At 71.9% G+C, this 24,809-nt stretch carries 27 protein-coding genes; 15 read left to right on the plus strand and 12 right to left on the minus strand.

All coding sequences use genetic code 11. The annotated features are described in order from the left end of the window. The first annotated feature begins 168 nt into the window (after positions 1 to 168). The 3 genes from ACFP2V_RS33460 to ACFP2V_RS33470 all read left to right on the plus strand — a co-directional run bounded on the left by ACFP2V_RS33460 (position 169) and on the right by ACFP2V_RS33470 (position 1,779). Entirely contained in the window at positions 169 to 504 is a 336-nt protein-coding gene (locus ACFP2V_RS33460; protein WP_381219034.1) for a tyrosine-type recombinase/integrase, read from the plus strand. A gap of 79 nt (positions 505 to 583) precedes the next feature. Further along, the gene (locus ACFP2V_RS33465; protein WP_381219035.1) at positions 584 to 1,354 is read left to right on the plus strand and encodes a HipA family kinase; all 771 of its coding nucleotides are present in this window, start codon (positions 584 to 586) and stop codon (positions 1,352 to 1,354) included. Continuing rightward, the gene (locus ACFP2V_RS33470; protein WP_381219036.1) at positions 1,351 to 1,779 is read left to right on the plus strand and encodes a DUF3037 domain-containing protein; all 429 of its coding nucleotides are present in this window, start codon (positions 1,351 to 1,353) and stop codon (positions 1,777 to 1,779) included. The genes ACFP2V_RS33465 and ACFP2V_RS33470 overlap by 4 nt, the downstream gene beginning before the upstream one ends. A 136-nt stretch (positions 1,780 to 1,915) precedes the next feature. Here the strand turns inward: ACFP2V_RS33470 and ACFP2V_RS33475 are convergent, their stop codons facing one another. Beyond that, positions 1,916 to 2,413, minus strand: a complete 498-nt coding sequence (locus ACFP2V_RS33475) for an excalibur calcium-binding protein (protein ID WP_381219037.1) — start codon at positions 2,411 to 2,413, stop codon at positions 1,916 to 1,918. A gap of 298 nt (positions 2,414 to 2,711) precedes the next feature. Here ACFP2V_RS33475 and fabG point away from each other — a divergent pair, with 298 nt between their 5' ends. From fabG to ACFP2V_RS33500, 5 genes are all read left to right on the plus strand, one after another. Beyond that, positions 2,712 to 3,476, plus strand: coding sequence for a 3-oxoacyl-ACP reductase FabG (fabG, locus tag ACFP2V_RS33480; RefSeq protein ID WP_381219038.1), 765 nt, complete (start codon positions 2,712 to 2,714; stop codon positions 3,474 to 3,476). Between the two features lie 137 nt (positions 3,477 to 3,613). Then, complete coding sequence (locus ACFP2V_RS33485) at positions 3,614 to 4,372, plus strand: SDR family oxidoreductase (protein ID WP_381219039.1); 759 nt, start codon at positions 3,614 to 3,616, stop codon at positions 4,370 to 4,372. Positions 4,373 to 4,646: 274 nt separating this feature from the next. After that, complete coding sequence (locus ACFP2V_RS33490; RefSeq protein ID WP_381219040.1) at positions 4,647 to 6,233, plus strand: ABC transporter substrate-binding protein; 1,587 nt, start codon at positions 4,647 to 4,649, stop codon at positions 6,231 to 6,233. 78 nt (positions 6,234 to 6,311) lie between these two features. Next, positions 6,312 to 6,995 carry a uracil-DNA glycosylase gene (locus tag ACFP2V_RS33495; RefSeq protein WP_381219041.1) on the plus strand — a complete coding sequence of 228 codons (684 nt, stop codon included), beginning with the start codon at positions 6,312 to 6,314 and terminating at the stop codon, positions 6,993 to 6,995. Between the two features lie 136 nt (positions 6,996 to 7,131). Beyond that, positions 7,132 to 7,662, plus strand: coding sequence for a hypothetical protein (locus ACFP2V_RS33500; RefSeq protein WP_381219042.1), 531 nt, complete (start codon positions 7,132 to 7,134; stop codon positions 7,660 to 7,662). Between the two features lie 17 nt (positions 7,663 to 7,679). Here ACFP2V_RS33500 and ACFP2V_RS33505 read toward each other — a convergent pair whose 3' ends face one another. The 3 genes from ACFP2V_RS33505 to ACFP2V_RS33515 form a co-directional block, all read right to left on the minus strand. Then, entirely contained in the window at positions 7,680 to 8,171 is a 492-nt protein-coding gene (locus ACFP2V_RS33505; protein WP_381219043.1) for a hypothetical protein, read from the minus strand. A gap of 198 nt (positions 8,172 to 8,369) precedes the next feature. Continuing rightward, the gene (locus ACFP2V_RS33510; protein WP_381219044.1) at positions 8,370 to 8,879 is read right to left on the minus strand and encodes a DinB family protein; all 510 of its coding nucleotides are present in this window, start codon (positions 8,877 to 8,879) and stop codon (positions 8,370 to 8,372) included. Between the two features lie 43 nt (positions 8,880 to 8,922). Then, on the minus strand, positions 8,923 to 9,636 hold the full coding sequence (locus ACFP2V_RS33515) for an IS110 family transposase (protein ID WP_381219045.1): 714 nt from the start codon (positions 9,634 to 9,636) through the stop codon (positions 8,923 to 8,925). Between the two features lie 212 nt (positions 9,637 to 9,848). Between ACFP2V_RS33515 and ACFP2V_RS33520 the strand changes: the two genes are divergently transcribed. Beyond that, on the plus strand, positions 9,849 to 11,045 hold the full coding sequence (locus tag ACFP2V_RS33520; RefSeq protein ID WP_381219046.1) for an FAD-dependent monooxygenase: 1,197 nt from the start codon (positions 9,849 to 9,851) through the stop codon (positions 11,043 to 11,045). Positions 11,046 to 11,129: 84 nt separating this feature from the next. Beyond that, the gene (locus ACFP2V_RS33525; RefSeq protein ID WP_381219047.1) at positions 11,130 to 12,038 is read left to right on the plus strand and encodes a Gfo/Idh/MocA family protein; all 909 of its coding nucleotides are present in this window, start codon (positions 11,130 to 11,132) and stop codon (positions 12,036 to 12,038) included. Here ACFP2V_RS33525 and lnt read toward each other — a convergent pair. Together lnt and ACFP2V_RS33535 are read right to left on the minus strand one after the other, a co-directional pair. Further along, on the minus strand, positions 11,959 to 13,536 hold the full coding sequence (gene lnt, locus ACFP2V_RS33530; RefSeq protein WP_381219048.1) for an apolipoprotein N-acyltransferase: 1,578 nt from the start codon (positions 13,534 to 13,536) through the stop codon (positions 11,959 to 11,961). The genes ACFP2V_RS33525 and lnt overlap by 80 nt on opposite strands. A 70-nt stretch (positions 13,537 to 13,606) precedes the next feature. Then, on the minus strand, positions 13,607 to 14,095 hold the full coding sequence (locus ACFP2V_RS33535; protein WP_381219049.1) for a nuclear transport factor 2 family protein: 489 nt from the start codon (positions 14,093 to 14,095) through the stop codon (positions 13,607 to 13,609). A gap of 167 nt (positions 14,096 to 14,262) precedes the next feature. Between ACFP2V_RS33535 and ACFP2V_RS33540 the strand changes: the two genes are divergently transcribed. Then, the gene (locus ACFP2V_RS33540; protein ID WP_381219050.1) at positions 14,263 to 15,003 is read left to right on the plus strand and encodes an SDR family NAD(P)-dependent oxidoreductase; all 741 of its coding nucleotides are present in this window, start codon (positions 14,263 to 14,265) and stop codon (positions 15,001 to 15,003) included. A gap of 49 nt (positions 15,004 to 15,052) precedes the next feature. Here the strand turns inward: ACFP2V_RS33540 and ACFP2V_RS33545 are convergent, their stop codons facing one another. From ACFP2V_RS33545 to ACFP2V_RS33555, 3 genes are all read right to left on the minus strand, one after another. After that, entirely contained in the window at positions 15,053 to 15,232 is a 180-nt protein-coding gene (locus tag ACFP2V_RS33545; RefSeq protein WP_381219051.1) for a hypothetical protein, read from the minus strand. Between the two features lie 107 nt (positions 15,233 to 15,339). Beyond that, on the minus strand, positions 15,340 to 16,215 hold the full coding sequence (locus ACFP2V_RS33550) for an undecaprenyl-diphosphate phosphatase (protein WP_381219052.1): 876 nt from the start codon (positions 16,213 to 16,215) through the stop codon (positions 15,340 to 15,342). A gap of 171 nt (positions 16,216 to 16,386) precedes the next feature. Further along, the gene (locus ACFP2V_RS33555) at positions 16,387 to 17,172 is read right to left on the minus strand and encodes a TVP38/TMEM64 family protein (protein ID WP_381219053.1); all 786 of its coding nucleotides are present in this window, start codon (positions 17,170 to 17,172) and stop codon (positions 16,387 to 16,389) included. A 438-nt stretch (positions 17,173 to 17,610) separates the two neighbouring features. Between ACFP2V_RS33555 and tuf the strand changes: the two genes are divergently transcribed. Together tuf and ACFP2V_RS33565 are read left to right on the plus strand one after the other, a co-directional pair. Continuing rightward, positions 17,611 to 18,780, plus strand: a complete 1,170-nt coding sequence (gene tuf / locus ACFP2V_RS33560; protein ID WP_381219054.1) for an elongation factor Tu — start codon at positions 17,611 to 17,613, stop codon at positions 18,778 to 18,780. 297 nt (positions 18,781 to 19,077) lie between these two features. After that, the gene (locus ACFP2V_RS33565) at positions 19,078 to 19,923 is read left to right on the plus strand and encodes a spermidine synthase (protein WP_381219055.1); all 846 of its coding nucleotides are present in this window, start codon (positions 19,078 to 19,080) and stop codon (positions 19,921 to 19,923) included. Here the strand turns inward: ACFP2V_RS33565 and ACFP2V_RS33570 are convergent. Beyond that, positions 19,885 to 21,189 carry an MFS transporter gene (locus ACFP2V_RS33570; RefSeq protein WP_381219056.1) on the minus strand — a complete coding sequence of 435 codons (1,305 nt, stop codon included), beginning with the start codon at positions 21,187 to 21,189 and terminating at the stop codon, positions 19,885 to 19,887. The genes ACFP2V_RS33565 and ACFP2V_RS33570 overlap by 39 nt on opposite strands. A 72-nt stretch (positions 21,190 to 21,261) precedes the next feature. Then, positions 21,262 to 22,269, minus strand: coding sequence for a DUF8017 domain-containing protein (locus ACFP2V_RS33575; protein WP_381219057.1), 1,008 nt, complete (start codon positions 22,267 to 22,269; stop codon positions 21,262 to 21,264). Positions 22,270 to 22,527: 258 nt separating this feature from the next. On the opposite strand from ACFP2V_RS33575, the gene ACFP2V_RS33580 reads away from it, so the two are divergent. After that, on the plus strand, positions 22,528 to 22,980 hold the full coding sequence (locus ACFP2V_RS33580) for a DUF4442 domain-containing protein (RefSeq protein WP_381219058.1): 453 nt from the start codon (positions 22,528 to 22,530) through the stop codon (positions 22,978 to 22,980). Positions 22,981 to 23,032: 52 nt separating this feature from the next. Here the strand turns inward: ACFP2V_RS33580 and ACFP2V_RS33585 are convergent, their stop codons facing one another. Then, positions 23,033 to 23,497 (minus strand): cyclic nucleotide-binding domain-containing protein, encoded by a 465-nt coding sequence (locus ACFP2V_RS33585; protein WP_381219059.1) that lies wholly within the window; start codon positions 23,495 to 23,497, stop codon positions 23,033 to 23,035. 354 nt (positions 23,498 to 23,851) lie between these two features. On the opposite strand from ACFP2V_RS33585, the gene ACFP2V_RS33590 reads away from it, so the two are divergent. Beyond that, positions 23,852 to 24,796 (plus strand): universal stress protein, encoded by a 945-nt coding sequence (locus ACFP2V_RS33590; protein ID WP_381219060.1) that lies wholly within the window; start codon positions 23,852 to 23,854, stop codon positions 24,794 to 24,796. The last annotated feature ends 13 nt before the right edge of the window (positions 24,797 to 24,809 follow it).

The following is a 24,809-nucleotide window of genomic DNA, read 5'->3' on the forward strand; positions in this document are numbered from 1 at the left end:
CGCGACATCCCCCTGGTCACCGTGACGGTCACTGAGCACCGTGCCCATCGCTGCCGATGTGACGTGAGAAGGGGAGCTTCCATGGGGGAAGCCGGGGCCGGACGGACCGACAAGGAAGTTCTCCCTCGCGCTCATCGCGCGCTTCAGCGACGCCATCGCCGTGAACACGTGGAACACCTACCCCTGTGGAAGCCCGCGCTCGCCGAGGCCGGGATCATTCCACCGGGTGCCGAGGATGCGAAGCAGTGGCAGTGGGAGGCCGCGCCGAAGGACGGCTTCCACGTACTGCGCCACACCTGTGCCTCGATCATGTCGGAGGCGGGGGAGTCCGTGGTGACGTTGGCGCGATGGCTCGGGCACTCCTCGCCGGCCGTCACGCTCGGTTACTACGCTCACTTCATGCCGGAGGCCGGGAGTAAGGGGCGCACAGCGATCGACGGGCTGCTCGGGCAGCCGGGAGATCAGTGTGCCGGCCGAAACTCCCCGGATTCTTCCCGGGGCTGACCGTGGCCGACTTCCCGCACCACGGTGGTCCGGAGGAGGTCGTGGATTGCAAGGTCAAGGGATCGCGTAGCCTGGCGAAATGCTGACCGAGGTCACCGCAACCCGCTACATCACGCCCCTGCGCGAGGGCGGCTCGCTGCCGGGACTGATCGAGGCCGACGACCTCGGCACCTACGTCCTCAAGTTCACCGGTGCGGGCCAGGGCCGCAAGACCCTGGTCGCCGAGATCGTCTGCGGGGAACTCGCCCGACGGCTGGGGTTCAGGGTGCCGCGCCTGGTGACGGTCGAACTCGATCCGGTCCTGGGGCTGGGCGAACCCGACGAACAGGTCCAGGAACTCCTCAAGTCCAGCGGGGGCACCAATCTGGGCATGGGCTTCCTCTCCGGCGCGCTCGGCTTCGACCCGCTCGCCTTCGAGGTGAGCCCTGAGGAAGCCGGGCGGGTCGTCTGGTTCGACGCGCTGGTGAACAACGTCGACCGTTCCTGGCGCAACCCCAACCTGCTCCGCCGAGGCGGCGAACTCTGGCTCATCGACCACGGCGCGACCATGATCTGGCACCACAACTGGCCCGGTGTGGAGCGCTCCGTCGCCCGACCCTACGACGCCTCCGATCATGCCATGAGGACCTTCGGGCCGGACGTGGCCGCCGCGGCGGCGGAGCTCGCGCCGCACGTCACCGCGGACCTGCTTGCCGAGGTCACCGCAAAGATCCCCGACGTATGGCTGGCCGGTGAACCCGGATTCGACACGCCGGACGAGCTCCGCCAGGCCTACGCGCGCGCCCTGCTCGCCCGCGCGGCCACCGTCCACGAGCGCGTCCACGGTATCGGGGAGAAGGAGAACCAGTGAGCGACCGCAGCGACCGCAGCGACCGCAGCGACCGGATCGACCGGACCGACCGGCATGTCTTCGAGTACGCGCTGCTGCGGGTCGTGCCGCGGATCGAACGGGGCGAGTGCGTCAACGCCGGGGTGATCGTGTACTGCCGTCACGAGGCGTTCGTCGGGGCCGGCACTCACCTCGACGCGTCCCGGCTGCTGGCACTCGACCCGCTCGTGGACCTGGCCGGCGTCCGGGCCGCGCTGCGTGCCGTCGAGGGGGTGTGCGCGGGTGGTGACGCGGCGGGTCAGGCTGCCGGCGACGACGCCGGCCGGCGTTTTCGCTGGCTGATCGCCCCGCGCTCCACCATCGTCCAGCCCGGTCCCGTGCACACCGGGCTCACCGCCGATCCGGCGGCCGAGGTGCAGCGACTGCTCGACCTGCTTGTGCGCTGACCCGACGGGCCGGCACGGCGAACCACCACGGCGAACCACCACGGCGGGCTGCCGCAGCAGGAGGCTGCGGCGGCCCGCCGCTCAGAGGTGCACGGGAGTGGGACGGCGTACGGACGTACGGGTGTCGACCCGCGCGTCAGCTGCGACGGCGCTTCACCCGGTAACCGGTCGTGGCGAGGACGCCGGCCGCGAAGGCCGGGCCGACTCCCGTGTCCCAGTCGTTCGGTCCGGCGGCCGACGAGACGCCCAGCCCGCCCTCCACACCGTGCGTCGGCGCGACCGTGGCGGGGGCGGTCACCAGGGGGGCCCTCGTCGACGCGAGGGGAGTCGCGGGTGTGGCGGGTGCGGTCGGAGTCGGGGATGCGGCGGTGGTGGCCGCCGGACGGGGAGCGCTGGTGGAGGAGGTGAGGGAGCCGCCACGGCGGGGAAGGGCCTCGCAGGCGACGTTGTCGTCGGGGCCCTGGTCCTCGTCGGGTCGGTCGGGGTCACCCCGGTCCAAATGGAACAGGGCCTGCGCTTCTTCCCGGTAGGTGAAGTCCGCGCAGTCCAGGTCCTGGGCGTGAGCGGGGTGGGCCACCGGCAGTGTCGCGGCGAGCGCGATGAGCATGCCGAGGGTACCGGTGAGTCGGCGCATGATGTGCCTCCTTTCCGGCCGCGAGTGGCTTGCGCTTCGACGCTGGGCGCGCCCCCGTGCCGGGGCGCGCAGCTATAGGCCGATCGGGTGGTGTTCGCGGGACCCGGGCAGGGCACGGAACCGGGCGGACGTGGTCTGCCCGGTTCCGGCGGGCCGGGGAATGGATCACACAGCAGGGTGGACCGTTGACACCGGGTGCCAGGGCTTCTAGCGTCACGTCTGCTGAAGGTACTAAGCGGTCGCTCACCCATCTGGGCGGGTCGCAGGAGCCGCATCCCAAGGTCGAGGAGAAGCAGCGATGTCCACCACTGAGCAGCAGCGGGTCGCCGTCGTCACCGGTGCCGCGCGCGGTATCGGCGCCGCCACCGCCGTACGACTGGCCGCCGAGGGTCGCGCGGTCGCCGTGATCGACCTCGACGAGGGAGCCTGCAAGGACACCGTCGAGAAGATCACCACCGCCGGTGGCAGGGCGCTGGCGGTCGGTTGCGACGTCTCGGACGAGGCGCAGGTCGAGGCCGCCGTCGCAAGGATCGCCGAGGAGCTCGGCGCGCCGACCATCCTGGTCAACAACGCGGGCGTGCTGCGCGACAATCTGCTCTTCAAGATGAGTGCCTCGGACTGGGACACGGTCATGAACGTGCACCTGCGCGGCGCCTTCCTGATGTCGAAGGCATGCCAGAAGCACATGGTGGACGCCGGCTTCGGCCGCATCGTCAACCTGTCCTCCTCCTCCGCGCTCGGCAACCGCGGCCAGGTCAACTACTCCGCGGCCAAGGCGGGCCTGCAAGGCTTCACCAAGACCCTCGCCAAGGAACTCGGCAAGTTCGGCGTGACCGCCAACTCCGTCGCCCCCGGCTTCATCGCCACCGAGATGACCAAGGCCACCGCCGACCGTGTGGGCATGGGCTTCGAGGACTTCAAGGCCGCCGCCGCCACCCAGATCCCGGTGGCCCGGGTCGGCGAGCCGGAGGACGTCGCCAACGCCATCGCCTTCTTCACCGGTGAGGCCGCCGGATTCGTCTCCGGCCAGGTGCTGTACGTGGCGGGCGGACCGCTCGACTGAGGAACGCCGCGACCCGGGACCGCTCAAGCTCGCGCACGACCGCGCTGTGCGGCCCGGGACGGCCGGGGGGCCGCTCGCGGGCGGGCCCGGGGACGACAAGGAACGACTCGACAAGGCACGACCAGGGGACAGGGAACATGACTTCAGTGGAACTCTCGGGCAAGGTCGCCCTGATCACCGGGGCCAGCCGCGGCATCGGGCTCGGTGTCGCCGAGGCGCTGGTGGCGCGCGGTGACCGCGTCTGCATCACCGGCCGCAACGAGGACACCCTCAAGGAGGCCGTCGAGAAGCTCGGCGCCGACCGGGTCATCGGCGTCGCCGGCAAGGCGCACGACGAGGACCATCAGGCCGTCGCCGTCGAGCGCACGATGGAGGCCTTCGGCCGGGTCGACTTCCTCGTCAACAACGCCGGCACCAACCCGGTGTTCGGGCCGATCGCCGACCTCGACCTGAACGTGGCGCGCAAGGTGTTCGAGACCAACGTCATCTCGGCGCTCGGCTTCGCCCAGCGGACCTGGCACGCCTGGCAGAAGGACAACGGCGGGGCGATCGTCAACATCGCCTCCCTCGCGGGCGTCGCGCCCTCGCCCTTCATCGCCGCGTACGGCGTGAGCAAGGCAGCGCTGATCAACCTGACCGGGCAGCTGGCGCACGAGTTCGCGCCGATGGTACGGGTCAACGCGATCGCCCCGGCGGTGGTGAAGACCAAGTTCGCCCAAGCGCTGTACGAGAGCCGGGAGGAGGAGGTCGTCGCGTCCTACCCGCTGGGCCGGCTCGGTGTGCCGTCCGACATCGGCGGGGCCGCCGCGTTCCTCACCTCGGACCAGTCGGCCTGGGTCACCGGTCAGACCCTGGTGATCGACGGCGGCATCCTCCTGAACGCCGGCGTGTGCTGAGCCCGGCGCGCGGTGCCCCGGCGCGCGTGGAGCCCGCGGGTGCTGAGCCGTTGTGGTGCGGGCCGCAATGATTCCGGTAAGGGCGTCCGTTGACGAAACGGCGCCCGTTCCGGTGTTTTCGAAGACGGGTGGACCGATGACAACGTAGTCAACGCAGAGTGACAACATGATCTACAACGAGTTGATCTCGACGGGCATGCGAAGGAGGGTACGAGGACGAAATACCGCGGTATCGTCTGCCGACTCTTGGGACGGCAGATCGAGGAGCGTGCGCGTGTTCAAACGGAACCGATGCCTGCGAGGGGTGGCGGCCATCGCGTCGATATCGTCCTTGGCCACCGGTTGCGGTGTGCTGACGTCCGGCACGCCGGACAACGGGAAGCCGATCGTCGTGGGGACCACCAGCCCGCCGAGCACTCTCGACCCCGCCGCATCCTGGGACGGCTCCTGGGAGCTGTTCCGCAACATCTACCAGACGCTGCTGAGCTACCCGATCGGCGCGAGCACGCCCCAGCCGGACGCCGCCGAGGGCTGCGAGTTCTCCGACGACTCCCACCAGGTGTTCCGCTGCGAACTGCGTGAGGGGCTGAAGTTCTCCGACGGCAGCACGCTCGACGCCAAGGCGGTCAAGTACTCCGTCGACCGTATCCGCAAGATCAACGTCAACGGCGGTCCGGCCGGTCTGCTGGGCAGCCTCGAACGGGTGCAGGCGCCGAGCGACCGCGAAGTGGTCTTCCACCTCAACAAGCCCGACGCGACCTTCCCGTTCGTGCTCGCCACGCCGGCGCTGTCGATCGTCTCCCCGAAGGCATACCCGGCCGACGCCCTGCGCGAGGACTCCGGCATCGTCGGCTCCGGGCCCTACGACCTCCAGTCGTACGACGAGGGCAACGAGGCCCGGCTTGTCCGCAACGAGCAGTACGAGGGCTATGCCGAGCAGCAGAACAGCGCCGTGACGATCCGCTACTTCCAGGACTCCGCCGAGATGGTCAAGTCGCTGCGGGAGGACGGGATCGACCTCATCTACCGAGGTCTCGCCGCGGACGACGTCGTCGAATTCCAGGGCAAGGCCTCCAAGGAGGAGGAGATCAGGCTGGTGGAGGGCGTCGGCACCAGCATCAACTACCTGGTGTTCAACCCGAAGGACCCCTGGGCGGGCAAGAAGCCGGTGCGCCAGGCCATCGCCCAGCTCGTCGACCGGGGCGCGATCGCGCACAAGGTCTACCGGGACACCGTTGATCCGCTGTACTCGATGGTTCCCAAGGGGCTGACCGGCCACACCACCGGCTTCTTCGACGACTACGGCGACCCCAGCGTCGACAAGGCCCGGCGGATCCTCACCGAGGCGGGCATCACCGAGCCGGTGCCGCTCACCCTCTGGTACACCACGGACCGCTACGGCTCCGAGACCAAGCTGGAGTTCCAGGAGCTGGAGCACCAGCTGGAAGCTTCCGGGCTGTTCGAGATCACCCTCGAGAGCCGCCCCTGGAATACGTACGTCGAGGGTTACCAGAAGGGCGAGTACCCGGTGTTCGGGCGTGGCTGGTCCCCCGACTTCCCGGACGCCGACAACTTCATCGCCCCGTTCATCGGCGAGCAGAATGCGCTCGGCACGCCCTACGAGGCGCGCGAGATCAGCAACGTCCTGCTGCCCCGGTCCCGCCGGGAGAGCCACCGCGGCAACGTCGTGAAGGACTTCGAGGACGCCCAGCAGATCCTCGTGGACGACGCGCGGCTGCTGCCGCTGTGGCAGGGCCGGCAGTACGTCGCGGCGAGCCGGGACATCTCGGGTGCGGAGCAGGCGCTGGACCCGTCGACGATCATGATGATGTGGCAGCTCTCTCGCAAGACCAGCTGGTAGCCGGTCCGGGGGCTCGTTGTCAGTGGTCGCCTGTAGGTTCTGAGGCATGGAAGCGACCGCAATCGTGAGGACGTCGACGTGACCGACATCGCCATGCTGCCCGAGTCCTGGCGCGGGGTTCTGGGTAACGAGCTGCAGCAGCCCTACTTCAAGGAGCTGACCGAGTTCGTCGAGGAGGAGCGGGCGAAGGGCCCCGTCCATCCGCCCCGCGAGGAGGTCTTCGCGGCACTGGACGCGACGCCGTACGACAAGGTGAAGGTCCTGATCCTCGGCCAGGACCCCTACCACGGCGAGGGTCAGGGACACGGCCTGTGCTTCTCGGTGCGGCCCGGGGTGCGGATCCCGCCGTCGCTGCGGAACATCTACAAGGAGATGCACGCGGATCTGGGCACGCCCGCCCCGGACAACGGCTATCTGATGCCGTGGGCCGAACAGGGTGTGCTGCTGCTCAACGCGGTGCTCACGGTGCGCGGCGGCGAGGCCAACTCGCACAAGGGGCGGGGCTGGGAGCGGTTCACCGACGCGGTCATCCGCGCCGTGGCCGACCGGTCCGACCCGGCGGTGTTCGTGCTCTGGGGCAACTACGCGCAGAAGAAGCTGCCGCTGATCGACGAGAGCCGCCATGTGGTGGTCAAGGGGGCACACCCGTCGCCGCTGTCGGCGAAGAAGTTCTTCGGCTCCCGTCCGTTCACACAGATCAACGAGGCGGTGGCGGCGCAGGGCCACGAGCCGATCGACTGGACCATCCCGAACCTGGGCTGACGCCCGCCGGTCCGGGGCGCGCCCGGTTCCCGGCGGCAGGGGCGGTCCGGTGCGTCGCGGGGCGGTTCGACCCGGATCGCCCCTGCCTGCCGGTAGCGTCGGGAGCGACGATCCGGCGAGCGGTACGGAGGGCGTGGTGGCGGACGGGCAGAAGCAGGCGGCGCCGGATTCCGTACTGACGCGGATCGGGCAGGTCGTGATGCTGCACCACGCGGGGGACCGGGAGGAGGCGAGGCATCGTCTCCTCGGGCTGTGGAGGGAGATCGGCGCCCACGGCGACGCCATGCACCGCTGCACACTCGCCCACTACCTGGCCGACACCCAGGACGACCCCGAGGACGAACTCGCCTGGGACCTGAGGGCGCTGGCGGCAGCGAACGAGGCAGAGGGCGAAGCCGCCGGCGACCGCTCCGCCGGGTACGAGGGCATGCCCGCGGTGCGTGCCCTCTATCCCTCCCTGCACCTCAACCTCGCCGCCGACTACGCCCGGCTCGCCCGCCCCGACGCCGCCCGCACCCACCTCCACCGGGCCCGCGGCGCCGCCCGCGTCCTCGCCGACGACACCTACGGCGACAGGGTCCGGGCCGCCATCCTGCGCATGGAGATCCGACTGGACGAGGAGCGCGGGACGGCCGGGGGGTGGGGGCCGCCGAGGCAGCGTCCGTAGGGCAGGCATTGCGGCGGTCAACGCCCGTACGTCTCCTCGCAGATGGCCGCCTCCGGGCTGTCCGCGGGCCAGCGGCCGTACTTCCTGCCCAGGGCGCATACCCCCGCCCGCCCGCGCAGGTCGCGGCGGACCGCATCCGCGGCCTCGGAAACCTCCGCGGCGGATGCTCGTGGTGGGACGGCCCTGCCGTCGGCCGGGCCGCCGGGGGCCGGCCGCGGGTTCCGGTCGTCGAACGGCGCGGTCCGCTGCGGTGCGGGTGCCGTGGGGGTGGCACGGTGCGAGGAGGGCGCGGGCGGCTTCGTGGGCCGCGACGGAGCGATCATCTCCAGGGCCTCGCGCGCAGGTGCCTGGACCGCCTGCCGCGTCCGGCCGTCCGGGCGCGGCTCCGACAACCGGGCCGCGCCGGCGGGTGGGCCGGGCGCGGGGGGACGCTGAACCGTCACACAGCCCGCGAGAGCGGAAACCGCCACGGTCACCAGCAGTGCTGCTGTGGTCGTCTTTCGATGCACCCACGTCACTCTGCTGCCTCCGGCCGCCCGCGGGCCGGAGGACGGGCGGAGGATGCCCCGCAAGGGTGATCTCCGACCCCGTACGGGGGTCATGAAAGTGCCGAGGGTGACGCGCGGTCGGGCCCCGGCCGGAGAACGGAGGGGAGGCGGGCGTACTGCGATCAGGGACGCGCCCCGCCGGCCCGCCCGGTGCTGTCGTCAGTCGCCGGTGGCACCGTCGAGCCGCTCGCGGAGCAGGTCGGCGTGGCCGTTGTGACGCGCGTACTCCTCGATCATGTGGGTGTGGATCCAGCGCAGGGTGATCCGCTCGCCGAACCGGTGCCGCCCCGCGGCCAGGTCGTCCAGACCGAAGCCGGCCGCGTTGCGCCGGGCGATGTCGATCTCGGCCTGCCAGGTGGTGTACGCCTCCTGCCAGGTCTCCGCCCCGGTGAGGTGGAACTCGCCGTCCGGGTCGGCCTCGTTGTAGTGGAGCGGGTCGGCGTCCTCGCCCGCGAGTACCCTGCGGTACCAGCCGCGCTCGACGTCCGCCATGTGCCGTACCAGCCCCATCAGGGACAGCTCGGACGGCGGCACCGAGGCGGTGCGCAGTTGTTCGTCGGTCAGGTCCTCGCACTTCCGGGCGAGGGTTTGACGGTGGTAGTCGAGCCAGCCCTCCAGCATGGTGCGGTCGTCGGCATCCATGGCGGGTTCGTGGCGCTGGGTCGTCATACCCGCATTCTTTCCGGTCGCGGAGGTCCGCCGCCAGAGCTTTTCAGTCGTCAGGCGTCTGTCGGGCGGCGAGCATCCCGTCCAGCAGCTCCCGCAGACTCGCCCGCACCTCCTCCAGGGTGGGCACGCGCGCGCTGAACGAGCCGGCCACGCAGGAGAACATCAGCCCGTCCGCCCAGGCGATCAGCGACAGCGAGTGCCGGTCCGGATCCGTGGAGCCGAGCCCGGTGACCAGGCCGGTGAGCAGGTCGCGGAACTGGGCGCCGGCCGCGTCGAAGTGGGCCCGCAACTCGGGGCGGCGGGTGGCCTCCAGGGCCAGTTCGTAGCGGGCGAGGGTCAGTTCGCGGTTCCGGGCCAGGTCGGCGGCCAGCTGGGCAGGCACGTCGATGGCGGCGAAGTCCCGGCGGTGGCGGGCGGTCTCGGCGATCACGTAGGCGTCGCGGGCGTCGGTCTTGTCCTCGCCCCGGTAGGCGCCGGACATCCGGTTGACCGTGCGGCCGGGCACGTAGACGGCCCGCTGGCCGTGGGCTGCGAGCAGGGCCAGCAGCAGCGCGGAAGCCGTGCCGGAAATGTCCACCGCCCAGGACACCTCGTCGGCCAGGTCCAGGATCTCGCCCATGGCGGCCAGGATCGCCGTCTCGTCGTTCTCGATCTTCTTCGACCACAAGGTCGCGCCGGTCTCATCGACCACCGCAGCCCAGTGGTGGCCTTTACCGGCATCGACACCGGCCCATACCCGGGCCTGTCGCTCGCTCACTCGCCCCTCCTCGTTCCGCACGGCTTGCCGTCGGCCCGAGGAACACCCCGCTGTCATCTCCGTAATCAGCGACCGCACGAAGCGCGCACATCTCAATCAGCAGCCAGGGTGCCCCGGAGGGCCGGGCGGCCACTCCTCGGAAGCCACTGAAGGCAAGAAGCCATAAGCCACACCCGGCCCTCCCGGGCCGCCTAACAACTTACGGAGGAGCCATGGCGCAGGCACAGGTGAAGCGGGCCGTCGTGATCGGCGGGGGGATCGGCGGTCTGACCGCGGCGGCAGCCCTGCACCGGCGCGGGACGAGGGTGACCGTGCTGGAGCGGTCCGGCTCCCTCGAGCCGGTCGGCTCCGCCATCTCCCTCGCCCCCAACGCGCTGCGCGCACTGGACGTCATCGGGCTCGGCGACGACATCCGCGCCCTGTCCGCCTGGCAGGGCGACGGGGGACTGCGCGCCCCGGGCGGGCGCTGGCTCGCCCGGTCCAGCGCGGACGCCGCGGCCGAGCGCTTCGGCGGGCCTCTCGTCCTGCTCCACCGCGCCACCCTCATCGACCACTTGGCCGGACAGGTCCCGGCGGACACCGTCCGCACGGCCGCCGCCGCGCACCTCGTCGATCCGGGAGACCCCGGCGACCCCGCTCGGCCCGCCCGCGTGGGCACCGCCGACGGCGAACTCGAGGCCGACCTGGTGGTGGCCGCCGACGGCATCCACTCCGCCGTGCGCCACGCGCTCTTCCCGCACCACCCCGGACCGGTGTACTCCGGCTTCACCACCTGGCGGATGGTGGTCCCGCTGTCCGGCGTGCGGTTCGCCTCGCACGAGACCTGGGGGCCGGGCCGTCTCTGGGGCACGCATCCGCTCAAGGACGGTCGCGTCTACGCGTACGCCGCCGCCCTGGCCCCCGCCGGGGAGAACGCCGCCGACGACGAGCGCGCCGAACTGCTGCGCCGCTACGGCGACTGGCACGACCCGATCCCCGCCGTGCTGGCCGCCGTCCGGCCCGAGGACGTGCTGCGGCACGACGTCCATCACATCGCCGAGCCGCTGCCCGCCTACCACCACGGCCGGGTCGCCCTGGTCGGTGACGCCGCGCACGCGATGCCGCCCACCCTCGGCCAGGGTGGCAACCAGGCCGTCGAGGACGCGGTCACCCTCGCCCACCGTGCCGACGACCTGCCCGCGTACACCGCCGACCGGCTGCCCCGCACGACCGGCATCGCCCGCCGGGCGGTGAAGGCGGCCCGCCTCAACCTGATGACCGACCACGCCGGGATCGCCGTACGCGACACCGTGATCGCCGTGCTTTCGAGGACCGTCCCGGGACTGCTCCTGAGGAGCTTCGACGAGGTCGCCTCCTGGCGGCCGCCGACGTCGGACGCCGTATCCTTCGGGGCAGAACCACGACAGTGATCACGGCTGTGACGGTCACGGCGGTGACGGAGCCAGTGACCGCGGCCGTGCCCGTGACAGGCAACCGCTGGAGGAGAACACCCCGTGAAGGTCGGCTGCATCGGACTCGGCGACATCGCGCAGAAGGCCTACCTTCCGGTGCTCGCCACCCGGCCCGGCGTGGAGCTGCACCTGCAGACCCGCACCCCCGCGACGCTCACCCGCGTCGCCGACGGCCTCCACCTCCCGCCCGGACAGCGGCACGCCGACCTCGACGCCCTGCTCGCCCAGGATCTCGACGCCGCCTTCGTGCACGCTCCGACCCGGGTCCATCCGGAGATCGTGACCCGGCTGCTCGAGGCGGGCGTACCGACGTACGTCGACAAGCCGCTCGCCTACGAACTCGCCGACTCCGCGCGCCTCGTGGCCCTCGCCGAGAAGCGGGGCACGAGCCTCGCCGTCGGCTTCAACCGGCGCTTCGCCCCCGGCTACGCGCAGTGCGCCGACCACCCGCGCGAGCTGATCCTGCTGCAGAAGAACCGGATCGGGCTGCCGGAGGAACCGCGCACGATGATCCTCGACGACTTCATCCACGTCGTCGACACCCTGCGCTTCCTGGTTCCCGGCCCGATCGACGACGTGACCGTGCGGGCCCGCACCGAGGACGGGCTGCTGCACCATGTGGTGCTCCAGCTCGCCGGGGACGGCTTCACCGCCCTCGGCGTGATGAACAGGCTCAGCGGCTCGGCCGAGGAGATCCTCGAGGTCTCCGGCCAGGACACCAAGCGGCAGGTGGTCAACCTCGCCGAGGTGATCGACCACAAGGGCCGGCCCACCGTGCGCCGGCGCGGCGACTGGGTACCGGTGGCGCGTCAGCGCGGAATCGAGCAGGTGGTGCTCGCCTTCCTGGACGCGGTCGGCGAGGGCAGGACGCTCAGTGCCCGGGATGCGCTGGCGACCCATGAGCTGTGCGAGCGTGTGGTGCGTGAGGTTCAGGAGCGGGCCGCCGCCTGAGCCGCACGGCCCGTACGCCCTCGGTGGCCCCCCACGCGGCCAGGAACAGCAGCGCCGCGTGCAGCGGCCAGTCGCCGAAGCGGACGTAGGGCGTGGTGCCGTGGGCGAGCGGGACGTCGTACACCCGCGTGGTGCTCGCGTCCGTGCCGAGCCACGGCCCGACCCGTCCGCCGTCCGGGCCGTGGACGGCGGACACACCGGTCAGCGTCGCGTGCACCATCGGCCGCCCGGTCTCGGCGGCGCGCAGCGCGGCGAGCGAGGCGTGCTGCTCGGGCGCCCAGCTCTGCTGGAACGTCGACGTCGACGACTGGGCGACCAGGACATCGGCACCGTCATCGGCCAGATTCCGGCTCATGTCCGGGAAAGCGGACTCGAAGCACACCATCGGGCCGATCCGCAGCCCGCCGCCCGCGCCCATCACCACCTGCCCGGTACCGCGCCTGCGGTCCTCGCTCGCCGCCTCACCCACGGACGTCGCCCAGCCCAGCAGGGAGCGGGCCGGGATGTACTCCCCGAACGGAACCAGGCGCATCTTGTCGTACCGGTCCCCGGTGAGACCGTCGGGGCCGACCAGCACCGAACTCTTGTGGATGCCGGGCCGGTCGGAGCGCCGCGCGTCCACGTTGACCAGGATCTTGGCGCCCGTCGTGCGGGACAGCGCGGCGAGCCGCCGCGCCAGGTCGGGCCGGGCGCCGAGGTCGAATCCGACGCTGCTCTCGCCCCAGACGACCAGGTCGACGCCTTGGCCCGCGAGTCGGCGGGTGAGCCGCTCCTCGCGATCGAAGCGCCGGTCCGCACTGTCCGGCCCGGAGACGACGCCCGGCTGGACGACCGCGATCCTCGTCCGGCCGTCGACCTGCGCGACAGACGCTCCCACCCATGCGACGGACGTGACCACGCCCACGGCGACCAGACCGGCCACGGCAGGCACCCTCGCCTGCCGCACGACGAGCAGCACGGCCACGGCGACGTTCAGCAGCACCACCAGGAAGCTGAGCAGCCATACTCCGCCGACCGACGCCAGCCGCAGCGCCGCCGTCACCTGCCACTGACTCGCACCGAGCACGCCCCAGGGGCCACCCAGCGCCTCCCAGGAACGGACCAGCTCGACGGCCGACCAGGCCGACGGCAGCACGACCAGCGCGGCCGTGACCCGCCCCCGCGACGGCACCCCGCCCAGCAGCCGCCGCACCAGCCACCCCCAGGGCGCCCACAGGAGGCCGAGCAGGGCCGCGAGGACGAACGTGAACACATGCAGGTTCGGCAGCAGCCAGTGGTGCATCGCGAGCATGAAGCCGAACCCACCCCACCAGCCGTCGAACGCGGCGCGGCGGCCGGTGGGCGCGGTGCGCGCCAGCGCGATCCACGGCACCAGCGCGACGTAGGAGAACCACCACAGGGACGGCGCCGGGAAGGCCAGTACGGGCAGGGCACCCGCGACCGCGGCGACGGCCGAGCGCCCCCACGGGGAGGCGAGCCAGTGGCCGAGCGTCTTCAACGGCGCCTCCCTGCCCCGTGCGTGCCTCCAGTGTGCGCCCCGGACAAGATCCGGGACAGGGCGTGTCGGCTCAGTGGACCACGGGTGCCGCGGACCGGGCGGGAAGGCACCGCCACTTCTCGCGCACGACCACCTCGTGCAACCGCCAGCCCTCGTCCGTGCGCAGCATCCCGAACGCGTACCGCCCCCCGCACACGAAATCCGGCGCGGCGGACCCGTCCCCGCCACCGGCAACCGCGCCCATCGGTTTCACGTAGTCCGCCTGCACCCGGGCGGTGTCACCGGTGTCCTGCTCCCAGACCCCGAAGCGCACCCGCCGGTTCACGATCAGATGCTGCCGCATCGGAAACACCCGCAGGCTCTCCGCGAGCCAGGCCGCCACCTTCCCGACGTCGCCCTCGATGCCGCCGGCCGAGCGGTAGTCGGCCCGCCCGTCCGACGTGAACAGTCCTCGGTACGTCTCCCAGTCCCCGTCGTCGACCGCCACCGCGTACTCGGTGACGACCTCGTCCACGGCCAGCCTGTCCCGCACGGTCGCAAGCTCCACACGCTGCGTCATCGGCTCAGTGTTGGCCATCGCAGGCCCGGAACCAAGAGCCCTGCGCGGATATTCACCCGACGTGAATGTCTGCTTCCACCCGCCCGGCAGCAGGCACGGGTGCGGCCGTGCGTGTGTCAGGCTGTGGATCTTCGGTTGTCGGGGTGGGCTGCTGCTCGGAGGTTTGTATGAAGAGGCTTGTCACTGTGGTGACCGGCGGTGGTCGGGGGATCGGGGCCGCTGTCTGCCTGCGGCTCGCGGGGGAGGGGCATGACGTGGTGGTGGGGTACGTGCGGGACGCCTCGGCGGCGGAGCGGGTGGCGGAGGGGGTGCGTGCGGCCGGTGCGCGGGCCGTCACCGTGCGGGGGGACACGTCCGACGAGGCAGATGTCGAGCGTCTGTTCGATGTGACGGAACGGGAACTGGGGCCGGTGACGGGGCTGGTGAACAACGCGGCGGTGACCGGGCCGCTGGGGCGGTTCACCGATGTCGACCCCGCGACCCTGCGCCGGGTCGTCGATGTCAACCTGATGGGGACACTGCTGTGCTCGCGCCGCGCCGCACAGCTCATGACGCCCCGGGGCGAGGGAACGATCGTGAACATCTCGTCGGGGGCCGCCACTCTCGGCAGTCCCGGCGAGTACGTCCACTACGCGGCGACCAAAGCCGCCGTCGACACCCTCACGGTGGGACTCGCCAAGGAACTCGGACCGGTCGGCATCCGCGTCAACGCGGTCGCGCCGGGCGTGATCGACACGGGGATGCACGCCGCCATGGGCGCCCCGGACCGGGCCCGGCAGGCCGGCGCCGCGGTGCCCCTGTGCCGCCCGGGGCAGCCGGAGGAGATCGCCGCGGCGGTCGCCTGGCTGATGTCGCCGGACGCCTCGTACACGACGGGGGCGGTGCTGCGGGTGGCGGGCGGGCGCTGAGCGTGTGCCTGTCCCGGCGCGTGGCCGGGGCCGACGCGACGGCGGGGGTTCAGGCCGCCTTGACGACCTGGTCGCGAATCGCCGCCGCCCACTCGACCACCAGGAGTTCGTACTCCGCGCGCTCCTGGGCCGACAGGGAGCCGCCCGCGCGCAGCCACAGCGCTCGGATGCGCTCGTTGACCTCGGCGGCCGACCGCACGGAACCAGGGGTCACGCAATCGGGGGACATGCCGAACAGCCTAGGGCCACGCGCTGACAGCGCGCTACCGGACGACTACCCGTCACCTATGGGTTCGGTCACGTCTCCCACGGACGGCCGGGTCACGGACGGCCGGGTCAGCCCGCCGACTCCGCCGCGTGCGGGCTGAGGGCGCCCACGGCCACCAGGACGAGGATGACGATGCCGAGCGCGATGCGGTACCAGACGAACGGCATGAAGCTCTTGGTGGTGATGAACTTCATGAACCACGCAATCACCGCGTAGCCGACCGCGAAGGCCACGACCGTGGCGAAGATCGTCGGACCCCAGGTGACATGGCCGCCCTCGGTGGCGCCCTTCAGCTCGAAGAGACCGGAGGCGAGGACGGCGGGAACCGCGAGCAGGAAGGAGTAGCGGGCTGCTGCCTCGCGCCTGTACCCCATGAACAGGCCGCCGCTGATGGTCGCGCCGGAGCGGGAGACACCCGGAATGAGCGCCAGGGCCTGGCAGAACCCGTAGATCAGACCGTCCTTGACGGTCAGGTTGTCGAGCGACTTGAGCTGCTTCGGCGAGCGGTGCCGGCCGCCCTGCTCGTCCCGCGCCGCCAGCCGGTCGGCGACACCGAGGACGATGCCCATGCCGATCAGCATCACCGCGGTGAGCCGCAGGTCGCGGAACGGTCCCTCGATCTGGTCCTTCAGCGTCAGACCGAGGATTCCGATCGGGAGCGAGCCGACGATGACGAGCCAGCCCATCCGGGCGTCGGGGTCCCGGCGCATCTCCTTGTTGGTGAGCGAGCGCGTCCAGGCCGACAGGATCCGCGCGATGTCCTTGCGGAAGTAGATCAGCACGGCGGCTTCCGTGCCGATCTGGGTGATCGCGGTGAAGGCCGCGCCCGGGTCCTCCCAGCCGGAGAAGGCCGCGGTCAGCCGCAGATGCGCGCTGGAGGAGACGGGAAGGAACTCGGTCAGCCCTTGGACGAGTCCGAGGATGAGAGATTCAAACCAAGACATGAGGCAGTGGTGTCCAAGTGCGGATCGCGGGAGGGGATGACGCAAGCATGCCGAAACGCCATGTGCGATGAATGGTGATCAGGCGTGCCGAGGGGGAAGCGTAGCGCCCCAAGATGACGACCTTGACGCCAGGGGCCGGGCCGAGCGTCGGACCGGCGCCCCTGCCCGGCCTCACCGTGTCCGCAACCGGTGCCGCTTGCGCCAGGCCACCACCGCGCCCACCAGACCCGGCACGGTGATGCAGGCCAGCGCGATCAGGAAGGCCGGGGACGTCGGCGTGGAGGCGCGGGCACCGGCGACGGCGTAGGCGGCGGTGTTCGGGATCGAGCCGAGCCCCGTCGCCAGCAGGAACGGCAGCAGACCCATCCGGGAGACGGCGGCGCAGTAGTTCGACGCGGCGAACGGCACCCCCGGGAACAGCCGCGCCGCCAGCATCGAGCGGAAGCCGTGCCGGCTCAGCTGGTTGTCCGCCGCCTTCAGCCAGCGCCCTCGCAGCAGCGGACGCAGCGCTTCCTGGCCGAGCGCCCGCCCGAGGCAGAACGCGAGCCCGGCACCGAGCACCGTGCCGCCCAGAGCGGCGCCGAGTCCCAACTGGCTGCCGAACAACGCGCCCGCGGCGAGGTTCAGGATCGGGCGTGGTACGAACGCCACCGTGCACACCCCGTAGGCCACCGCGTACGCAACGACCGCCGCGGCACCGCCGAGCTGTGACGGCAGACCGTCGGTCAGCAGCTTCTGCGGCTCCAGGAGCAGCATGGCCGAGGCCGCGGAGGCGAGCAGCACGACCAGCAGGGACAGGCGCGACCAGGGGGACAGCAGGACTCCAGCGCAGCGTGCGGTGAGACCCGCCGAGGGTGGCGCCGCGGGGACGACGACTACGGCGGTGGTGAGCTGTGCGGCGGAGGCCCGGGGAGAGGCCGTAGCGGTGCCCCCAGAGCGGTTGGTGGCATCGAGCATTCGGTGACACTAACCGACGAAGGTGACCGGCCGCCGTAGTCTGCGTCTCAGAGGTGCCACAGCGGCCGGAACACCCAGGGCGTGACACGCCGCGTGGGAGGGCCCGACCGCGTACCGCGGAAAACCATTCGACGCCGGGCGCGGTGCACGCCAGGATCGACGACATGTTCCGGCACGCAGCCTTCCCCCTCGCAGCATCCGCCACCGCGGATGCCTCGAAGGCTGCCGTCCGTGCCCTCGCGGTTCTCGCAGTCGCAGTCGCAGTCGCAGTCGCAGCCGCTGTCGACGGCGCCCGAAGCTGACCCTCCCCGGATCGTCCGGCGGACCCCCCAGGGGGAGGGTCGGCAGGTTCCTCGGGGTCCCCGTCCCGGCCGCGCGCCCATCCGACCGCGCCGGGGCCGGTCACACGTCATCACCGAGAGACCTCGAGGTACCGCCATGTCCAAGACGGCGTACGTCCGCACCAAACCGCATCTGAACATCGGCACGATGGGCCATGTCGACCACGGCAAGACCACCCTGACCGCCGCCATCACCAAGGTCCTCGCCGAGCGAGGATCCGCCGGCTTCGTGCCGTTCGACCGCATCGACCGGGCGCCCGAGGAGGCGGCGCGCGGCATCACCATCAACATCGCGCACGTCGAGTACGAGACCGACACCCGGCACTACGCGCACGTCGACATGCCCGGCCACGCCGACTACGTCAAGAACATGGTCACCGGCGCCGCGCAGCTCGACGGGGCGATCCTCGTGGTCTCCGCGCTCGACGGGATCATGCCGCAGACCGCCGAACACGTGCTGCTCGCCCGGCAGGTGGGCGTCGACCACATCGTCGTGGCCCTCAACAAGGCCGACGCGGGCGACGAGGAGCTGACCGACCTGGTCGAGCTGGAGATCCGCGAGCTGCTCTCCGCGCACGGCTACGGCGGAGACTCCGCGCCCGTCGTACGGGTCTCGGGGCTGAAGGCGCTGGAGGGCGACCCGCGCTGGACGGCGTCGATCGATGCGCTGCTCGACGCGGTGGACACCTATGTGCCCATGCCCGAGCGGTACGTGGACGCGCCGTTCCTGCTCCCGGTGGAGAACGTGCTCACCATCACCGGCCGGGGCACCGTGGTCACCGGCGCGGTGGAGCGCGGCACGGTCCGTCCCGGCGACCGTGTCGAGGTGCTCGGCGCCGGGGTGGAGTCGGTGGTGACCGGCTTGGAGACCTTCGGCAAGCCGATGGAGGAGGCGCAGGCCGGGGACAACGTGGCGCTCCTGCTGCGCGGGGTGCCGCGGGACGCGGTGCGACGCGGGCATGTGGTGGCCGCGCCGGGCAGTGTGGTGCCGAGCCGGAGTTTCACGGCGCGGGTGTACGTGCTGTCGGCCCGTGAGGGCGGCCGTACGACTCCGGTGGCGACCGGCTACCGGCCGCAGTTCTACATCCGCACCGCGGACGTCGTCGGCGACGTCGACCTCGGGGAGACGGCGCTCGCGCGACCCGGCGGCACGGTCACGATGACCGTGCGACTGGGACGCGACGTACCCCTGGAGCCCGGGCTCGGGTTCGCCATCCGTGAGGGCGGGAGGACCGTCGGGGCCGGCACGGTGACGGCGGTCGGCTGAGTGCACGCGGGTGCCCGCTCCGGAAGAGGGTGGGCACCCGCGTGCACAACCGGACAGTCGCACGACGACGGCACAATGGGACGTCGAACCCTCCCTGGTTGAAGCAGGGGGAATCCCGGCTCAAGCCGCTCGTTCGCTCAGCGAGCGCACGAGTCCGACGCTCTCGGCGCCGGCCGGGACGGAACCTGCCCGATTGCCCTTCAGGACAAAGGAGTTGCGCGTGCTTGGCCCTCACAACGCACGACGGTCAGCCTACCCGGCCGGGTGGGCGATTCTGTGCTTTTGGGGAGGTTTCCGGTGAACGAGTCCCTCCCCGTGACCCGCGCCGTCGGTCACGGCACCGCGAAGCTGATGCCCGACGTCGACCGAGAGCGGGCCTGGCTGCTGACGGTCGACGGGGCACCGCAGTCCTACGTCGACCTGGACGAGCCGGCCCATCTGGAGTTCGAGTACATCCGGCGGCTCGGGCACGTGCTGGACACCCTCGCCGAGCCGGGGCACCCGCTGGACGCGCTGCACCTCGGCGGCGGCGCGCTCACCCTGCCCCGCTACCTGGCCGCGACCCGCCCCGGCTCCCGGCAGGACGTCGTCGAGTTCGACCGGGAGCTGCTGGACCTGGTCGCCGAGCAGTTGCCGCTGCCGAAGGGGGCGGACGTCACGCTGCACGCGGCGGACGCCCGTGCCTGGCTGGAGGCCGCCCCCGACGCCTCGGCGGACGTCCTGGTCGCCGATGTCTTCGGCGGCTCACGCGTCCCGGCGCACCTGACCTCCGTCGCCTACGCCCGTGAGGCCGCCCGGGTCCTGCGGGCCGACGGCGTCTACCTCGGCAACCTCGCCGACGCGGCCCCCTTCGCCTTCCTGCGCTCCCAACTGGCCACGCTGGGTACGGTGTTCGAGGAACTGGTGCTGATCGCCGAGCCGGGAGTGCTGCGCGGGCGCCGTTTCGGCAACGCCGTCCTCGCCGCCGCGCACCGTCCCCTCGACATCGCGGCCCTGGCCCGGCGCACCGCCGCCGACGCCTTCCCCGCCCGCGTCGAGCACGGCGCGGCCCTGCGAAACTTCACCGGCGGGGCACGGCCGGTGCGGGACGCGGACGCCGTACCGTCACCCGAGCCCCCCGACGGGGCGTTCGGCATCGACTGACCCCTTGCCGCCGGCGTCCGGGGCCGCCCCGGTGACGGGCACCGTCCGGCGCCGCAGATTGCGTACGTCCGGCACACACAGCACCGCCGCCGTGACCACGACGACCAGCGCGGCGCAGCCCCACAGCGCCTCCGTGCGCCCGAACGCGGTCTCCGCGGGGCCCGCCAGCGCCATCGCGGCTGGCACCAGGGCGACGGACCCGAACCAGTCGTAGGCCGACACCCGGGACAGCTTCTCCTCCGGGATCTCCTGGTGAAGCGCCGTCATCCAGGAAACTCCGAACACCTCCACGGTCACTCCGGTCACGCACATCACCGCGCACAGGACCGCCACCGGTACCGGCACGGCGAGCGCGGCGGACGGCAGGGCCAGCGGGAACACGCACAGGGTGCCGACGAACAGCAGGCGGCGCGGTTTCCAGCGGGTCATCAGCAGCGCGCCCAGCACCGTGCCCGCGCCGAAGAAGGCGAGGGCCAGACCCCAGGGCGCCGCGCCGCCCAGATGGTCCCGGGCGACGAGCGGACCGTAGACCGCGTCGGCGGCGCCGACCACGGCGTTGGCGAGGGAGAACTGGATGACGATGCCCCACAGCCAGGGCCGGCCGGAGAACTCCCGCCAGCCGTCGCGGAGGTCGGAGAGCAGACCACCGCCCGGGGCGCGCGCAGGTATGTGCTTCACGTCGAGGAAGGCCCGCAGCGCCGCCGCGACCGCGAAGGCCGCCGCGTCCGCCGCGAGTACCCAGCCCGGCCCCATCGCCGCGATCATGAGGCCGCCGAGGGCGGTGCCGCCGAGTGTCGCGCCCTGCATCGCCATCCGGAACACCGCGAACGCCCGGCCGGCCTGCTCGCCCTCGACCGAGGAGAGCAGCATGCCCTCGGCGGCCGGCCCGAAGAACGCCTGGCCGACTCCGCCGAGCGCGCTGAGCAGCATCATCTGCCACAGTTGGGCCTCGCCTGCCAAGACCAGCGTCGCGAACGCGGCCTGCGAGACACAGTTGAGGACATTGGCCGCGACCATCACATGGTGGCGCGGCAGCCGGTCCGCGACGGCGCCGCCGATCAGCAGGAACAGCACCAGCGGCAGGGTGCGGGCGGCGGCCACCAGGCCCACGTCGCCGCCGTCCCCGCCCGCCCCCAGCACGGCGAACGCGGAGGCGATCAGCGCGCCGTGACTGCCCAGGTTCGTCACCACGGCGGACGCGGTCAGCAGTGTGTAGTTGCGGCCCGCCCAGGCGGGGCGGCGGGGGGAGGAGACGGTGGTCGGCACCTCGTGACTATCGCCGGGGCGGGGCCGACTTGCCAAATGTGTCGCCCCGTGCGCCGAGGGCTCCCCCGCCTGCTACGACTCGGTCGGTGCTTCCTCGGTGAGGCGTACCGTGCTGAGGATCTTCTGTACGGTCTTCTCCGGGATCTCGTCCTTGACGCCCTTGGCGCCGTACAGGTTCCAGGTGACGAAGTCCCCGGCACCGTTCTTGAACCCGAAGGCGATCGCCTTGCCCTCGCTGTCGCACTTGCCGTTCTGGGGCGTGTTCTCCGAGTGCGCCGTGGCGACGCTTCCCTTGAGGCCCGAGGCGGTCGTGTACGCCTTCGGCTTCTCGAACTTCACGCTCTTCTTGTCGGGCTGGGTGTAGCCGCCGTAGATCCACCACGGCACACGGGTCTCCGCGGCCTGGTCCGTGGTCTTGGCGCCGTTCTCACCCCGGGTGCCGGCGGTGACGAGGGCGGTGTCGTCCTCGCGGCCGTCCTTGTCGTCGTCGCTCGTGCACCACTTGGACTTCAGATAGGCAGGGGCGGTGACGGTGGTGCGGTCCAGCTCACCGTCCTTCTCCTCCCATTCGAAGCCCACGCTGGTGCCGGGATCCTCGATCTCCCAGTCGGCGGGGACGTCGAACTTGGTGCCGAAGCGTGTGTTCGTGACGACCTGCCAGCCCGGAACCGTCGCCTTCTCGGCGTCGCCGCCCCGCGGATTGTCGTCGGAGCCGGAGGCGGAGGCGCTCGGCTCCGTGGAGGGCTTCTCGGACGCGCTCACGGACGGCTTCGCGCTCTTCTCGTCGGCGGTGTCGTCCTTGTCACCGCCCAGCACCAGGAAGCCGGTGACACCGGCGGCCACGAGCACGGCCGCCGCGGCCACGATGGCCACGATCTTCGTCTGCTTCCCGCCGCCCCCGCCCTGCGGCGGCTGAGGTATGCCCACAGTGTCCGGCGTCCCCCACTGCTGCGCGTAAGGGTTCGGCTGCTGGGTGCCGGGCTGCTGATACGGATTCGGCTGTTGGTACCCCGGCTGCTGATACGGATTGTTCGACTGCGGGTTCTGCTCGCCCCCGGGCGGCTGGTTTCCTGGCCACATGGTGAGCCACCCTAGCCCGGCCAGTGACACGATTCGGTCACTGCCCGTTGACAGGGACGTAGCAACCCGGAGCCGGAGGCAACCCGGAGCGACCGCACCACGCCGGGTCCCCGTGCGGCCGCGCATCCCCTGCCGGTCTCCACCGATCCGGTCTGCGTCGGCACGGATCGGAGCGCGGCGCGAGGGTGGGGCGGCGCATGGTCGGCCACCGACTTCGAGACCTGGCCAAGAATGCCTACCCGCGAGTAACATGCGCTCATGAGCCACGACCGGATGACCATCGGCGAGATGCTCGCCGCCACGGTGCCCATGGCCCGGACCCTCAACCTCGAGTTCCTGGAGACCACTGCGGAACGGGCGGTGGTGTCCCTGCCGGACCAGGACGACTATCACAACCACGTGGGCGGCCCGCACGCCGGCGCGATGTTCACCCTGGGGGAGTCGGCGAGCGGTGCCGTCGTGCTCGCCGCGTTCGGGGAGCAGCTCGCACGGGCCGTGCCGCTCGCGGTCCGCGCCGAGATCGCCTACCGGAAACTGGCGATGGGCCCCGTCACCGCCACCGCGACGCTGGGCCGTCCGGCCGCCGAGGTCGTGGCCGAGCTGGACGAGGGCCGGCGTCCCGAGTTCCCGGTGTCGATCGCGATCCGGCGCGAGGACGGCGCCATGACCGGCGAGATGACGGTCGTCTGGACCCTGCGCCCGGGCGGCTGACACCTGCCCGCGGTGGCCTGCCGCACCGGGTCCCGGGCCCCGGGTGCCCGCTTCAGACGCCGCTGCCCGCCCCGTAGGGGCCGTACAGGTCCAGCAACCGGATCCGGGCGGAGTGCAACCGGTGGGCGACCACATGGCCCACCCACTGGGCGAGGTCCCGCCCGAGGGCCGGCTCGTCCTCGCCCAGAGCGCGGACTGACGCGGCGTCGAGCTCGTAGGCCCGTACCGGGGTGGCCGCCTCGGCGCCCAGATGCCAGACGTGCGGGCTGTACAGCCAGGACCAGCCGACGAGTTCGTTGTGCCCGAGACGCTCGATGACGGCGGCCCGGCGGCCGGGGACGTGCATGTCGAGTTCGACGGTGCCGGTACGGATGACCCAGAACCGGTCCGCGTGGCCACCCTCCTCGAACAGCCGGGTCCCTTGCGGGAAGGACACCTCTCGGGCGGTCTCCAGCAGCTTCGCCCGATGCTCGGCGGGCAGGGCGCGCGGCATGCTGGGGGACGGGGGAGCGAACATTGCGGGCCTCCCTTACGGGATGGGCGGACTGCCGGTGCGGTGTGCGGGGTGGTTCCGGTGCGGTTCCAGCCTCCTGCGGAATCCCGGCCGGGGCCATGGGCCATATGGCCCTGATCGAGGGCGCCCCTCACGACGCCGGTGCGCCCGGACCGGGACGGGCCCGTCGGCACCCGGACGTGACTCCGTACCCTGGGGCGGGATCTTCAGCCCCGTGGGGACCTGTGGCCCATGTCGGCAGGCCGCCCGGCCCACCGATACTGAAGGTATTCGCAGCGACAGAAGTCCTGACGGCAGTTCTGACGGCAGCTTTGACGGCAGTTCTGACGGCAGCTCCGACAGCAGGAGGTACACGCCATGCCCCGCACCATCACCATCGGCCTCGACGGTTCCGCCGAGAGCCGGGCCGCGGCCGAGTGGGCGGCCCGCGAGGCGAAGCTGCGCGGCCTGCCGCTCCGGTTGATCGAGGTCCGAGAGCCCCTTCCGGAGCCGGTCGCGCAGGCACCGTTCCTCGGCGCGGAGACCGGCCGGCAGCGGAACGGGGGCGGCGAGGCGGAGGCGTCTTCGGCCGACGGCTGGGGGACGACGCCGGATGAGACCGCGGCGGGGCTGCGGCTGCGCCACCCCGGGGTCGAGGTCACCGCGGAACAGGTCACCGGCCGGCCCCACGAGGTGCTGATCAAGGCCGCGGAGGACGCCGAACTGCTCGTGCTGGGCTCCCGCGGGATGAGCGGCTTCGCCGGATTCCTGGTCGGCTCCGTCGGTCTCGCCGTCGTGGCCCGTACCGAGCGGCCCGTCGTCCTGGTCCGCGCCGGGGAACAGGCCGCCGACGAACACGAGCCGGACCCCGCGGGCATCCCGTCCGCCGCGACCCGTTACCGGCCGGTCCTGCTCGGCGTGGACGCCGACCGGCCCGACGACGCGGTGATCCGTTTCGCGTTCGCCGAGGCCGCCCGGCGGGGCACCGGACTGCGCGTCCTGCACGGCTGGAACCTGCCGCCGTACTACGTCCACGGACTGCCGGCCGACCCGGAGGTGTACCGGGCTGTCGCCGGCCGGCAGACCGCGACGCTCGCGAAGGCGCTCCGCCCCTGGCGAGCGGAGTTCGAGGATGTCGACGTCGTGGAGGAGTCCTTCGGCGGCAGCCCGTCCATCCGGCTCATCGACGCGTCACGGGAGGCCTCTCTCGTCGTGGTCGGGCGGCGCGTCCGCCGCAACCCGTTCGGCATCCGCATCGGGCCGATCGCCCATGCCGTGCTGCACCACTCCGCGGCCCCGGTCGCGGTCGTCGCACACGACTGATCCGGTCATCCGG

Source organism: Streptomyces incanus (genome assembly GCF_042656345.1).
Classification (GTDB): domain Bacteria; phylum Actinomycetota; class Actinomycetes; order Streptomycetales; family Streptomycetaceae; genus Streptomyces; species Streptomyces incanus.